The organism is Shinella yambaruensis (genome assembly GCF_050859155.1).
Lineage (GTDB): Bacteria > Pseudomonadota > Alphaproteobacteria > Rhizobiales > Rhizobiaceae > Shinella > Shinella yambaruensis.
Map to the genome: position 1 here is coordinate 2,854,831 of NZ_CP150638.1, position 13,383 is coordinate 2,868,213.

The window sequence follows — 13,383 nt, forward strand, 5'->3', positions numbered from 1 at the left end:
AATGCCCACACCCCTCGCCCGCAAGATCAAGGCGCTGATCCGCACCAACGGCCCGATCAGCGTCACCGATTATTTCGCCCTGTGCCTTGCCGATCCCGAACACGGCTACTACCGCACCCGCGACCCCTTCGGCGCCGCCGGCGACTTCGTCACCGCGCCCGAGGTCAGCCAGCTCTTCGGCGAGATGCTCGGCGTCTTCCTCGTCCATGCCTGGCAGAAGCACGGCGGTCCGGCGGACGTGCGCATCGCCGAGATCGGCCCCGGCCGCGGCACGATGATGGCCGACATGCTGCGCGTCGTGGCAAGGATCGCCCCGCAGCTCTACGAGAGCGCGACGATCCACCTGATCGAGACCAGCCCGAAGCTGCGCACCATCCAGCACGAGACGCTCGGCACCCATGCCGCGCGCGTCTCCTGGCACGACAGTTTCGAGGAGCTGCCGGACGGCTTCGTGCTGCTCGCCGCCAACGAGCTCTTCGACGCCATCCCGATCCGCCAGTTCATCAAGACCGCGGCCGGCTTCCGCGAGCGCCTCGTCGGCCTCGATGCGAATGACGCGCTGACCTTTGCCGCCGGCGTCGCGGGCCTCGATCCCGCGCTCCTGCCGGAAAGCCACAAATCGGTGCCGAACGGCACGATCTTCGAGATCGCGCCGGCCCGCGAAGCCGTCATGGCGACGATCGGCGAGCGCATCGCCCGCTTCGGCGGCACCGCGCTCATCATCGACTACGGCCATTTCGTCACCGGCTTCGGCGATACGCTGCAGGCGGTGCTGAAGCACGACTTCGACCCGCCGCTCGCCCATCCCGGCGAGGCGGACCTGACGAGCCATGTGGATTTCGAGCGCCTTGCCGGTGCGGCGGCAAGCGTGGGCCTGCATGTGCACGGCATGCTGCACCAGGGCGATTTCCTCGTCGGCCTCGGCATCGGCGAGCGGGCCTCCGCCCTCGGCCGAAACCGCGACGCAGCGACGCAGCAATCGATTCTTGCCGATGTCGACCGGCTCGCCGGCGCAGGCGTCGGCAAAATGGGTGATCTTTTCAAGGTCTTGGCCGTCGGCAGCACGCCGCTTGCGCTCTTTCCCTTCCGCCAGCCGGATTGACACCGGGCGTCAGGCCGGACAACATCCGGCCCGATTTGCACCCCGCATGCCCCGGCCGAAATCCTTGGCCCGACGGGCCGCCCAAAGCCCAGCCGAGAGACCGATGAAGGACGACGCGCTCCCCTCCCCGATCGAAAGCCCGCTTCTGACGGAGCGTGCCGGAAAGGCCGCGCAGCACGGCTTCTTCACGCGCGCCGGCGGGGTTTCCGACGGCATCTACCGCGGCCTCAATGTCGGCCTCGGCTCGAAGGACGAGCGCGGGAAGGTCGAGGAGAATCGCGCCCGCGTCGCCCGATGGTTCTCCGTAACGCCCGACCGGCTCGCCACCGTGCACCAGGTCCATTCGCCCGACGTCGTCGTGGTCGACGGCGACTATGACGGCGCGCGCCCGCAGGCCGACGCGCTGGTCAGCGCCGCGCCCGGCATGGTGCTCGGCGTCCTCGCCGCCGATTGCGGCCCGATCCTCTTCTGCGACCCCGAAGCCCGCGTCGTCGGCGCCGCCCATGCCGGCTGGAAGGGCGCGCTCTACGGCGTGCTCGAAAGCACCGTCGCGGCGATGGAACGGCTCGGCGCCCATAGGCGGAACATCGTCGCCAGCCTCGGCCCCTCGATCAGCCGGCGGAACTACGAGGTCGGGCCGGAATTCGTGGAGCGTTTCCTCGGCGTCGACAAGGCGTATGAACGCTATTTCACGCCGTCGGAAAAGCCGGGCCATGCCCTGTTCGACCTGCCGGGCCTGACGACGCAGCGGCTGACCGACGCCGGGGTGACGGCGGAAAACCTCGACATCTGCACCTATCCGGACGAAGACCGCTTCTTCTCCTATCGGCGCACCACGCACCGCCAGGAGCCCGACTACGGCCGCCAGATTTCGGCGATCATGCTACGGGGCTGAGGCCCCCAAAACGACACAGGACGAGGGAGACACCGCCATGGCACTTCACTTCGACAGCGAGGAATACGCCAACCGGCTCCAGCGCCTCACCGCCCGCATGCGGGAGGAGAAGATCGACGCCATGCTGCTCTTCGCACAGGAGAGCATGTACTGGCTGACCGGCTACGACACCTTCGGTTACTGCTTCTTCCAGACGCTCGTCGTCAAGGCGACCGGCGAGATGGTGCTGCTCACCCGCTCGGCGGACCTGCGCCAGGCGCGCCACACCTCCAACATCGAGAAGATCGAAATCTGGATCGACCGCGTCAACGCCGATCCGACGATGGACCTGAAGAACCTGCTCTCCGATCTCGACCTGCTCGGCTGCCGCATCGGCGTCGAATACGACACGCATGGCCTGACCGGCCGCAATGCGCGCCTCCTCGACAACCAGCTCCAGAGCTTCGGCCAGATCGTCGATGCGTCGGGCCTCGTCAGCCGCCTGCGCCTCATCAAGAGCCCGGCCGAGATCGCCTATGTCGAGCGCGCCGCCGCCCTTTCCGACAATGCGCTGGCCGCCGCCCTGCCCCTCATCGTGCCGGGCGGCGACGAGGCCGCGATCCTCGCGGCCATGCAGAACGCGGTGCTGGCCGCCGGCGGCGACTATGCCGCCAATGAATTCGTCATCGGGTCGGGCGCCGACGCCCTGCTCTGCCGCTCGAAGTCCGGCCGGCGCAAGCTCGATGCCGAGGACCAGCTCACCCTCGAATGGTCTGGCGTCAGCGCGCGCTATCACGCACCGATGATGCGCACCGCCATCATCGGCGAGCCGACCAACCGCCACCGCGAGCTCTACAGCGCCTGCCGCGAGGCCATGCAGGCGATGGAAATGGTGCTGCGCCCCGGCAACACCTTTGGCACCGTCTTCGAGACCTTCGCCCGCATCATCGACGAGCGCGGCCTTGCCCGCCACCGGCTGAACACCTGCGGCTATTCCGTCGGCGCGCGCTTTGCGCCCTCCTGGATGGACCCGCAGATGTTCCTGATGGGCAACCCGCAGGAGATCCAGCCGAACATGTCGCTCTTCGTGCACACGATCGTGCTCGATTCCGAAAGCGGCACGGCCATGACGCTCGGCCAGACCTATCTGACGACGACCGACACGCCGAAGGCGCTGTCGCGCTACGGTCTCGATTTCATCGAGGTCTGACGGGTCAACCGCAGGCCCCGCAAGATCCCGCGATTGACAGGCCTTGAGGCGGCACCCATAAATCGTTGCGGGGAACGGAGGAGGCGAAAAGCCTTCCGCAGGACACGGACGACGACGATGCAAGAGCTGATGAAGCGGCTGGCACTGATCGGCCTCATTGCCACCCTTGCCGGCTGCAACAGCACCGACGCGCTGACGCCGCAGGTCGATGTCGGCGGCGGCACCTTCAATTCGCCCCCGGTCACCCAGAACGACCTCGACCAGATGAGCGCCCAGACGACGCCCGTCACGCGCACCAGCCAGGAAACCGCCTTCACCCCGTCATCCGGCACCGGCGCCACGACCGGCGCGGACACCGCCGGCACGCTGCAGGGCCAGGCCGACGCGCTCGCCCGCAACACGGGGCGCCGGACGACGGATGCGGAGCTTGCCCGCACCACCGCCCAGCGCTCGCTCGCGGCGGAAACATCGACCGGCGCGGAAGAGGTCGCCGCCGTCCCGCCCGCCGCCCAAGCCGGCGAGACGATCCGCTTCCTGCCGATCATCGGCGCACCGGTCGAGGCCGTGACACCGCTCTCCAGGCGCCTCGGCGCGGCGGCGCGCGGAAGCGGGCTGACGATCCGCAGCGCCTCGGACAATTCCAGCAAGTACATCCTGAAGGGCTACTTCTCCGCCATGAACGACAACGGCAAGACCACCGTCGTCTATGTCTGGGACGTGCTCGACGGCAACGGCGCGCGGCTGCACCGCATCCAGGGACAGGAAAGCGTCTCGGGCACGGCCTCCGACCCGTGGGCCGCCGTGCCGGCGCGCACGATGGAGGGCATCGCCGACACGACCATCCGCCAGTATCTCGACTGGCGCGGCACCACTCGTGGTTAAGCGCGTTGCGCTGTTAATCACAGCGAAATGCGAAGAAACGCTTTTCCACGGCGCAAGACCCTTGCATTCGCGGATTTTGCCGCTTAAAGCCCCCCCATCAGCATAATCCACAGGCGGACCATAGATGAAGGTTTTCGCGGGCAATTCGAACCGGCTCCTGGCCGAAGCGATCTGCAATTATCTGAATGTTCCGCTCGGCCGGGCCACGGTCAGACGCTTCGCAGACCAGGAAATCTTCGTGGAAATCCAGGAGAACGTGCGCGGCGAGGACGTCTTCGTCGTCCAGTCGACCTCGTTCCCGACCAACGACCACCTGATGGAAATGCTCATCATGATCGATGCCATGCGCCGCTCCTCGGCGCGCCGCATCACGGCCGTGATCCCCTATTTCGGCTATGCCCGCCAGGACCGCAAGCCCGGCCCGCGCACGCCGATCTCGGCAAAGCTCGTCGCCAACCTCATCACCGAGGCCGGCGCCGACCGCGTGCTGACGCTGGACCTGCATGCCGGCCAGATCCAGGGCTTCTTCGACATCCCGACCGACAACCTCTACGCCGTGCCGATCCTGGCGCGCGACGTGAAGGAAAACTACAATCTCGAAAACGTCATGGTCGTCTCGCCCGACGTCGGCGGCGTGGTGCGCGCCCGCGCGCTGGCCAAGCGCCTCGACTGTCTGCTTGCCATCGTCGACAAGCGCCGCGACCGGCCGGGCGAGTCCGAGGTGATGAACGTCATCGGCGACGTCGCCGGCAAGGACTGCCTGCTGATCGACGATATCGTGGATTCGGGCGGCACGCTCTGCAACGCGGCCGAAGCGCTGCTGAAGAACGGCGCGACCAGCGTCACCGCCTATATCACGCACGGCGTTCTGTCGGGCGGCGCCGTCGCGCGCGTCACCTCCTCCAAGCTCAAGGAGCTTGTGATCACCGACACGATCCAGCCGACCACGGCGGTCCAGTCGGCGCACAATATCCGCGTCATCTCGACGGCCAACCTGCTCGGCGAGGCGATCAACCGCACCAGCGCCGAGGAATCAGTGTCGAGCCTGTTCGACTGACGGATTTTTGCCGGGGCCGATATCGGCCCCGCGATTTCTGCGCTAAGTTCCCCCTAGATTCGACAGGGGAAATCCATGATCTCGATGCCATTTCTGTCCCGGCTCGCAGGGCCTATCGCCATCCTTCTCGCGGCCGGCACCTTGGCGGCCTGCTCGGTCGAGGCCGACCAGGGCGGAGGCGGCTACAATCCGCGCCCGCCGCAATTCTGCACCCGTGAATATGCCCCGGTCTGCGGCGAGCGCGGCCGCGACCGCCAGACCTTCGCCAATGCCTGCGAGGCGCGCTCCAGCGGCTACGGCATCATCGGCCGCGGCGAATGCCAGTTCCGCCGCCCGGATCGCGACCGGGTCGGCTGGCAGGACCAGGATCGCGACGGCTGGAGCAATGACGGCCGCGATCGCCCGGACAGGGACAGGGACCGCAATCGCAACGACAGGGACCGCCGGGATCGTGACCGCGACGACCGGGGCGATCGTGGAGACCGCGAGCGCCCGCGCGACCAACGCGTCTGCACGATGGAGTACAACCCGGTCTGCGGGCGCCGCGGCACCGACTTCAAGGAATTCGGCAATGCCTGCTCGGCGCAGGTGGCCGGTTTCAGTGTCTATCGCGCGGGCCGGTGCCCGGTGCGCTGAGCCCATCCTGACACGCGGAAGGCCCCGCAGCCCTCGTCATGGTCGGGCTTGACCCGACTATCCACAAACCCTTGAGAACCATGGCAACTGTGTTCAAGCGAAGTTAGTTTTGTCGCGCTGCATTGCATTGAGGATCGTGATGAGCTTTCTTGCGACGGCGATGATGCCGGCCTTTGCGGAGCCTGTTCTGGCTGAGACGGCCTGATGGAAGGCGCGCAGGCGCGCTGAGGCCTTGATCGCGCCGAGGGCCGCCATGTAGAGGGCCTTTCGCACCCTTGGCCTGCCGCCCTTGATGCGGCGGCGGCCGGATCTCCTGCCGGAATCGTCATTGAAGGGAGCAAGGCCGGCAAGGCTTGCGGCTGTTTTGGGCGAAAGGCTGCCGAGTTCGGGCATATGGGCCAGCAGGGTCAAGGCTGTCACCTTGCCCACGCCGGGCGCGGAGGTAAGGCGGTGCGCCTGCTGAGCGAGATGTCCATTCTTCATCTGCTCGTCGATCGCAGCCTGGATCGAGGCGATCCTCTCGCCGAGGATGGCGATCATGGCCTCGATGTCGGCGCGGACGGCGGGATCGAAGGCATCGCAAAGATGCCGGCGCTCGGTTGCACGGGCATCGACGAGCTGGTCCCGGCGGCGGGCAAGGGCCGCCAGCCGTTCGCGCACCGGGCAAGGCGGCGCCTCGGCCGTCAGGCCGAACATGGTTCCCATCTCGCAAAGCGAGCGGGCATCGATGCGGTCGGTCTTGGCCAGCCGTCCCCGCGCTTCGGCAAAGCGCCGGGCCGTCTTCGGGTTGACGCGGGCAAAGGCGATGCCGGCCTGCGAAAGACACAGGCGCAGCAGCCGGTCGCAATGACCTGTCGCCTCGAAGACGACCAGGTCGGTGGCCGGGTCGAGGCCACGGGCAAAAGCGGACAGCGCGGTCTGCTCGTTGGGAATGCGGCAGAACCTGGCCGTTCTCGGATCGAAGATGTCGATCATGTCCTTGCCGATGTCGCAGCCGATGAAGGTATGGTGTATCGTCATGGCGCCTGCTCCTGTGTGCGAGGTCTGTGGCGACAGCCCCGTGCAACTGTTCAGGTTGATGGGCGAAGCGGGAAGGGACCAAGCCACGCCGCGGCCTGCCGTCACAAACGGCGGCCTGGATCCTCTCGGCCTCCTTCCCGCAACCATCTTACATCAGACCAAACACACAGGATCCTCGGCCTTGGGCCGAGGATGACGTCACGGATGGCCGGTTTCCGGAAAATACCGGGCCACGTGCCGCGGGCTTTCGTCAACGCCCCGGCAGCGGGCAGGCCTCGCCGCCGGTAAAGAGGCGCGAGCGGGTGAGGAAGCGTTTCTCGCGGCCATTGTCGAGCGAGAACATGCCGCCGCGGCCGGGCACAACGTCGATGATCAGCTGCGTGTGCTTCCACACGTCGAACTGGCTCTCGCTGATATAGACCGGCACGCCGCCGATCTCGCCGAGCTTCACGTCCCGGTCGCCGACGATGTAGTCGTCCGCCGGATAGCACATGGGCGAGGACCCGTCGCAGCAGCCGCCCGACTGGTGGAACAGGATTTCCGGATGATCCGCCTGGATCTCCCGGATAAGCGCAAGCGCGGCATCGGTCGCCACCACGCGCGGCTGGGTCGTGACTTCAGACATGACGGCTCTTCCTCCAAACGATTTTCCCTCCCCCCGGAACGGGGAGAGGGATGGGGCGGAAGCGACGGCGGACAGGGCTCCCGCACCCTTTGCGCGCCTTCTCCGGAGGAGAAGGGGGCGGTCGCTCAGAAGAAACCGAGCGCCTTGGGAGAGTAGCTGACCAGCATGTTCTTGGTCTGCTGGTAGTGATCGAGCATCATCTTGTGCGTCTCGCGGCCGATGCCCGACTGCTTGTAGCCGCCGAAGGCCGCATGGGCCGGATAGGCGTGATAGCAATTGGTCCAGACGCGGCCGGCCTGGATGTCGCGACCGAAATGGTAGCAACGGTTCGCATCGCGGCTCCAGACGCCGGCGCCGAGGCCGTAGAGCGTGTCATTGGCGATGGCGAGCGCCTCCGCATCGTCCTTGAAGGTCGTGACCGAGACGACCGGTCCGAAGATCTCCTCCTGGAAGATGCGCATCTTGTTATGCCCGCGGAAGACGGTCGGCTTGACATAGTAGCCGCCGGAAAGATCGCCTTCGAGTTCGTTGCGCCCGCCGCCGGTCAGCACTTCCGCGCCTTCCTGCTTGCCGATGTCGATATAGGAGAGGATCTTCTCCAGTTGCTCGGACGAGGCCTGCGCGCCGATCATCGTCGCCGTGTCGAGCGGGTTGCCCTGCACGATCTTTTCCACGCGCTTGACGGCCTTTTCCATGAAGCGGTCGTAGATCTTCTCGTGCACCAGCGCGCGGCTCGGGCAGGTGCAGACCTCGCCCTGGTTCAGCGCGAACATGGCGAAGCCTTCCAGCGCCTTGTCGAGATAGTCGTCGTCCTCATTCATCACGTCGGCGAAGAAGATGTTCGGCGACTTGCCGCCGAGCTCCAGCGTCACCGGAATGAGGTTCTGGCTGGCATATTGCATGATCAGCCGGCCGGTCGTCGTCTCGCCGGTGAACGCGATCTTGGCGATGCGCGGGTTGGAGGCGAGCGGCTTGCCGGCTTCGAGGCCGAAGCCGTTGACGATGTTGAGCACGCCGGGCGGCAGGAGGTCGCCGATGAGCTCGGCCCAGATAAGGATCGAGGACGGCGTCTGCTCGGCGGGCTTCAGCACGACGCAATTGCCGGCGGCAAGCGCGGGAGCGAGCTTCCAGGCGGCCATCAGGATCGGGAAGTTCCACGGGATGATCTGGCCGACGACGCCGAGCGGCTCGTGGAAGTGATAGGCGATCGTGTCGTGGTCGACCTCGCCGATCGTGCCCTCCTGCGCTCGCACGCAGGCGGCGAAATAGCGGAAGTGGTCGATGGCGAGCGGAATGTCGGCCGCCATGGTCTCGCGCAGCGGCTTGCCGTTGTCCCAGGTCTCGGCCTTGGCGAGGAGTTCGAGATTGTCCTCCATGCGCTGGGCGATCTTCATCAGGATGTTGGAACGCTCGGTGGCGGAGGTGCGGCCCCACTTGTCCTTGGCGGCATGGGCGGCGTCGAGGGCGAGCTCGATGTCGGCGGCGTCGGAGCGGGCGATCTCGCATAGCTTGCCGCCGGTGATCGGCGTGATGTTGTCGAAGTAGCGGCCCGCGACCGGCTCCTTCCACTCGCCACCGATGAAGTTGCCGTACTTTGCCTTGTACGGGTTTTCGACGATCTTCTGATGCAGCATGTCATTCCTCCCATGAAGGGCCCGGATGGGCCGTCGGGAAGGATGGTGCTGCGCTTCGGCCGATTGCGGTAGGGGCCGCAGGACGATGGTCGCCGCGACTGTTTCAGAATTGAGACAGGCCGGTGCGACAGCCTGTGCTGCGCTGCAATATCAGTTGATCGAGAGCTTCTTCATCTTGCGGTACAGCGTCGCCCGGCTGATGCCGAGCAGGTCGGCGGCCTGGCTGACATTGCCGCCGGCGCGCGTCAGCACGCGGCGCAGCGCGGCCCGTTCCGCGTCGTCGAGGTCGCGCCCGTCCTCCGCCCTGTCCTCGTGCAGGAGATCGGAGGCGGCGACGCCCGTGGCGATGCGCCGGTCGTCGAGGCCGAGCACCTGGCGTGCGGCGCGCGTTGCGCCCAGCACGAGGTCGTCGCGGTCGACGGCGAGCAGCGCCGGCGCGGTGCGACCCTCGACGGGCACGAGCAGGATGCGGGCGGCGGAGAAGGCGCGGCGGAAGAGCCCCGCCTCGATGCGCGCGGCGGCATCGCGGACGGCCTGGGAGAGGATCGACATGGTCATCTCGCCCGCATCGTCGCGGCAGGTGGAAATGTCGATGGCGGCGGCGATGCGCCCCGTATGGTCACGGATCGGCGCGGTGGTGCAGGACAGGCCCGTGTTCTGCGAGAGGAAATGCTGGTCGCGCAGGATGAGCACGGGCCGCTCGTCGGCCAGCGCCGTGCCGATGCCGTTGGTGCCGACGCTCGCCTCGCTCCACACCGTGCCGGACCAGAGCCCGACGCCGCGGAAATCGCGATCGTCGCTCGCCGCCCCGCGCCGTTCGAGCGCGATGCCGTGCTCGTCCGTCAGCAGCAGGCAGCAACCGGCCTTGCCGACGGTGGCGAAGAGCCGGTCGATCTCGCCCCGCGCCTCCTCGATCAGCACGCTGGAGCGCGCCCGCGCCTGGCGGAATTCCGATTCGGTCAGGCGCCAGGGCGTCCGCGCCTCCTCCGGGGAAAGGCCATGCAGCGTGAGGCAGCGGCGCCAGGACGCGGCAACAGGCGAACTTGCCGCCGCCGACGCATGGGCCGCCACGGTCTGCACATGATCCGCGTGATCGAAACGCTGAGGCATCCGCTCTCCTCCCCGAAAGCTTCGACCGATCGTCGCACCAGAATACAACGCCCAACGACTATACCCATGTTTGCGCCCGCGGGTCCAGCGGGACGAAGGTACAAGGCGCCGAGCGTGGCGCAGGCGGGCGACGGCCTCCGCCTCTCCCTGGCTGTGGGGACAGGAGCGGTCGCCCATGGAGTTGGGAGGGCGGGCACCTCCTGCCCCTTCTCCCCGTCGGGAAGAAGGGGGGAAGGGGCGACCTCGCACGATATACGGTTGCCCTGGTCAGCGCGGAGACTGGCGGAATGCCGGTGCTCATTCAAGGCACACCGCCCCTGCTCTCGCCACAAGCCTGTTCCCAAGCCGCCCGGCGCCTGTTACCAGTGCACATTCCTTTCCAGCATCGATCCTGCCATGTTTCGTGATTTTTCCGCTCAAGCCCTGTTCATGGGCCTGCTCACCGCCTTCGTCGGTTTTGCCAGTTCCTTCGCCGTCGTGCTGCACGGGCTGACGGGCGTCGGCGCGACGGAAGCCCAGGCGGCCTCCGGCCTGATGGCGCTGTCCGTGTCGATGGGCCTGTGCGCCATCGTTCTCAGCGCCGCGACGCGGCTTCCCGTCTCCATCGCCTGGTCGACGCCGGGCGCGGCGCTGCTTGCCAGTTCCGGCGCGGTGGAGGGCGGCTTTGCGACAGCCGTCGGCGGGTTCCTCGTCTGCGCGGTGCTGATCGTCATAGCAGGCCTCTGGAAGCCGCTCGGCCGCATGGTCGCCGCGATCCCGGCGACGCTCGCCAATGCGATGCTTTCGGGCGTGCTGATCGGCCTCTGCTTCGCCCCCGTGAAGGCCATCGCCTTCGATCCGCTGCTCGGCCTGCCGATCGTTCTTGCCTGGGTGGTCGTCGGCAGCATCAACCGGCTTTATGCCGTGCCCGCCGCGCTTGCCGCCTTCGTCGCGGTGCTCGCCTTCGGCATCGACATTCCCGAGGGCGCCTTTGCCGGGCTCACCGATGCCCTGCTGCCGCAGCCCGAGATCGTCGCGCCTGTCTTCACCATCGCCGGGCTCGTCGGCATCGCGCTGCCGCTCTTCATCGTCACCATGGCCTCCCAGAACATTCCGGGCATCGCCGTGCTGAAGGTCAACCATTACGAGCCCAGCCCCGGCCCGCTCTTCGCCGTCACCGGTCTCTTCTCGCTACTGTCGGCGCCCTTCGGCGGCCATGCGGTCAACCTCGCCGCCATCACTGCGGCCATGTGCGCCGGCAGCGACGCGCATCCCGACCCGGCCAGGCGCTACTGGGCGGCGATCAATGCCGGCGTCTTCTACGTGATCTTCGGACTTGCCGCGGGTGCCGTCACGGCCTTCGTCAGCCTCGCCCCGCCGATCCTCATCCAGGCCGTCGCCGGCCTCGCGCTGATCAGCGCCTTCGCCGGCTCGGCGCTCAACGCCTTCCACGCCGTGGAAGGGCGCGAGGCGGCTGCGGTGACTTTCCTCGTGACCGCCTCGGGCGTCTCCTTCGCCGGCATTTCCGGCGCCTTCTGGGGGCTGATCGCCGGCGGGCTGATGCTGGCGCTCGCCCGCCTCACGGCAAGGCGCCGCGCAAGATCCTGATGCCTACTGCTGGAACGGCAGCGGCTGACCGTTGATCAGCACCTTGCCGTCCTCGCCGACCTTGACGTCCCAGACCTGCGCGCCGCCGCCGGCATCGCGCGCAAGGCCCTTCATCATCAGGAGGCCGAAGGCGGCCTGGCCGAATTGCGGCACGGTGGCGGCGTTCTTCTGGAGATAGGCGACCGTCTTGTCGAAGTTGCGCATGGTCAGCGTCACCTCGGCGCTGTGCCGGTCCTTCTGCTCGGGATAGACCTGCATCTTGCCGGCAAGGTGCACGTCATAGATCGGCGAAACGGCGGAAACGTCCTCGAACTCCACGGTCATCGCGCCATCCGGCAGGACGATGCGGCCGATTTCCTTGTTCTGCTCGTCCGTCAGCGGCTCGGACTTGGTGAAGTCCGCATGGTCGATGAGATAGTTGACGGCGCCCGCAAGGTCGAGATCGGTCACCGCCGCCTTGAAGGTCGCGCGCTCCGGCACGGCCTCCGCGAAGGTGGCGGGCAGGATGCCGGCCGGCGGCCTGGGCTTCTCCACGCCGAAGCCGAAGCCGACACGGGTGGAATGGGCGATGCCGTTCATGTCGATGACATAGCTGACGCTCTCGGCGCCGAATATGCCCCGCTCCGTGCCCACGGTCACATTGGAGGCCCTGATCGTCTCGGTGAGATTGTCGAAGACCGGCAGGGCGGAGCGCAGCATCTCCTTCAGCCGCGCCGCATCCGCCGCCTCCAGCCTGTCCTTGTGCAGGTTGTCGAGCACGAAGAAGACGAGGTCCTGGACCACCTTGTTGCGCGCGCCGTCCATGCTGACATCGATGTCGACCGTATCGGCGCTTATGTCGACCCGGCCGTTCGTCCCGCCGGTGATCGTCTCGGCAAAGGCCTTCATCACGCCGGTGCTGGATATGTCGAGGATGCCCTCCCCCTTCTTCTCGGCGGCAAGGCGCATCGCCGTCTCGCCGAAGCTCGCCGTGATGCTCTCCTGCGGCGAAGTGCTGGTGAAGGCGATCCTCTCGGCCGTCCAGTCGGCGGAGGTGAAGTAGAGGATGTCCGGATCGTAGATGCCGTCGAGCTTCATCGAGGCGATGATATAGGAGAAGGAGTTCTTGCCGGGCGCGGCATCAACCGAGCCCTTGATGTCGAAGCTGTCGCTGGCCTCGACGCGGTAGGTGCCCTCCGGCATGGGCCGGAGATAGGCCGTCGTCGGCTTCAGCCCCTCGACCGTCACCGCGCCGGACTTGTGCTTTTCGACAAGCACGGCCGGATTGAAGCGCAGTTCGTAGAACGAGGTCGCCGCCTTGACGGTGACGAGGCCGGCCTCGATCATGTCCTGCGGCAGGTAGCGCGTGAGCTTCTGCTGGATGCTCTCGGCTTCGGCGGGCGAGACCGCCTGGGCGAGCGCCGGGCTTGCGGATGCCAGCGCGAATGCGGCCGAGGCCATCAGGATCTGTCGTCTCATCGTGGCCTCCTTCGCCGAACCGGTTTGCAGGCGAACATCCAATCATGACCGCATCGTGTCAATCCGGCCACGGGCCTTGCATTTCCGGGCATTCTCGTTTATCGAGCCCCCGTCCGCGTAGACACCCTTGGAGGCAACGTGGATGAGGCTTTCACGAAATCCTCAAGCTTTTTGCGCGGCGGAGTGCT

12 protein-coding genes are annotated in these 13,383 nt (G+C 66.9%); 7 read left to right on the forward strand and 5 right to left on the reverse strand.

All coding sequences use genetic code 11. The features are described 5' to 3' along the window. Position 1 precedes the first annotated feature (1 nt). The 6 genes from WMC41_RS13990 to WMC41_RS14015 all read left to right on the forward strand — a co-directional run bounded on the left by WMC41_RS13990 (position 2) and on the right by WMC41_RS14015 (position 5,761). Positions 2-1,102, forward strand: coding sequence for a class I SAM-dependent methyltransferase (locus WMC41_RS13990; protein WP_432344057.1), 1,101 nt, complete (start codon positions 2-4; stop codon positions 1,100-1,102). A 103-nt stretch (positions 1,103-1,205) separates the two neighbouring features. Then, the gene (pgeF, locus tag WMC41_RS13995; protein ID WP_432344059.1) at positions 1,206-1,997 is read left to right on the forward strand and encodes a peptidoglycan editing factor PgeF; all 792 of its coding nucleotides are present in this window, start codon (positions 1,206-1,208) and stop codon (positions 1,995-1,997) included. 37 nt (positions 1,998-2,034) lie between these two features. Beyond that, positions 2,035-3,186 carry a M24 family metallopeptidase gene (locus WMC41_RS14000; RefSeq protein ID WP_432344061.1) on the forward strand — a complete coding sequence of 384 codons (1,152 nt, stop codon included), beginning with the start codon at positions 2,035-2,037 and terminating at the stop codon, positions 3,184-3,186. Positions 3,187-3,303: 117 nt separating this feature from the next. Continuing rightward, the gene (locus tag WMC41_RS14005; RefSeq protein WP_432344063.1) at positions 3,304-4,068 is read left to right on the forward strand and encodes a hypothetical protein; all 765 of its coding nucleotides are present in this window, start codon (positions 3,304-3,306) and stop codon (positions 4,066-4,068) included. Positions 4,069-4,192: 124 nt separating this feature from the next. Continuing rightward, positions 4,193-5,125: a ribose-phosphate pyrophosphokinase gene (locus WMC41_RS14010; RefSeq protein ID WP_244767010.1), complete on the forward strand. Its 933-nt coding sequence runs from the start codon at positions 4,193-4,195 to the stop codon at positions 5,123-5,125. 75 nt (positions 5,126-5,200) lie between these two features. Next, positions 5,201-5,761, forward strand: coding sequence for a Kazal-type serine protease inhibitor family protein (locus tag WMC41_RS14015; protein WP_244767011.1), 561 nt, complete (start codon positions 5,201-5,203; stop codon positions 5,759-5,761). 93 nt (positions 5,762-5,854) lie between these two features. Here WMC41_RS14015 and WMC41_RS14020 read toward each other — a convergent pair whose 3' ends face one another. From WMC41_RS14020 to WMC41_RS14035, 4 genes are all read right to left on the reverse strand, one after another. Then, positions 5,855-6,781 (reverse strand): IS110 family transposase, encoded by a 927-nt coding sequence (locus WMC41_RS14020; protein ID WP_432343942.1) that lies wholly within the window; start codon positions 6,779-6,781, stop codon positions 5,855-5,857. 250 nt (positions 6,782-7,031) lie between these two features. Then, positions 7,032-7,406 (reverse strand): DUF779 domain-containing protein, encoded by a 375-nt coding sequence (locus tag WMC41_RS14025; RefSeq protein WP_288081441.1) that lies wholly within the window; start codon positions 7,404-7,406, stop codon positions 7,032-7,034. A 125-nt stretch (positions 7,407-7,531) separates the two neighbouring features. Beyond that, a complete protein-coding gene (adh, locus tag WMC41_RS14030; protein WP_432344067.1) occupies positions 7,532-9,040 on the reverse strand; it encodes an aldehyde dehydrogenase in 1,509 nt (502 codons plus the stop codon). Positions 9,041-9,190: 150 nt separating this feature from the next. Beyond that, a complete protein-coding gene (locus tag WMC41_RS14035) occupies positions 9,191-10,150 on the reverse strand; it encodes a helix-turn-helix domain-containing protein (RefSeq protein ID WP_272806072.1) in 960 nt (319 codons plus the stop codon). Positions 10,151-10,546: 396 nt separating this feature from the next. Between WMC41_RS14035 and WMC41_RS14040 the strand changes: the two genes are divergently transcribed. Continuing rightward, a complete protein-coding gene (locus WMC41_RS14040) occupies positions 10,547-11,737 on the forward strand; it encodes a benzoate/H(+) symporter BenE family transporter (RefSeq protein WP_432344069.1) in 1,191 nt (396 codons plus the stop codon). 3 nt (positions 11,738-11,740) lie between these two features. Here WMC41_RS14040 and WMC41_RS14045 read toward each other — a convergent pair whose 3' ends face one another. Continuing rightward, a complete protein-coding gene (locus WMC41_RS14045) occupies positions 11,741-13,195 on the reverse strand; it encodes a hypothetical protein (RefSeq protein ID WP_432344072.1) in 1,455 nt (484 codons plus the stop codon). Positions 13,196-13,383: the final 188 nt, after the last annotated feature.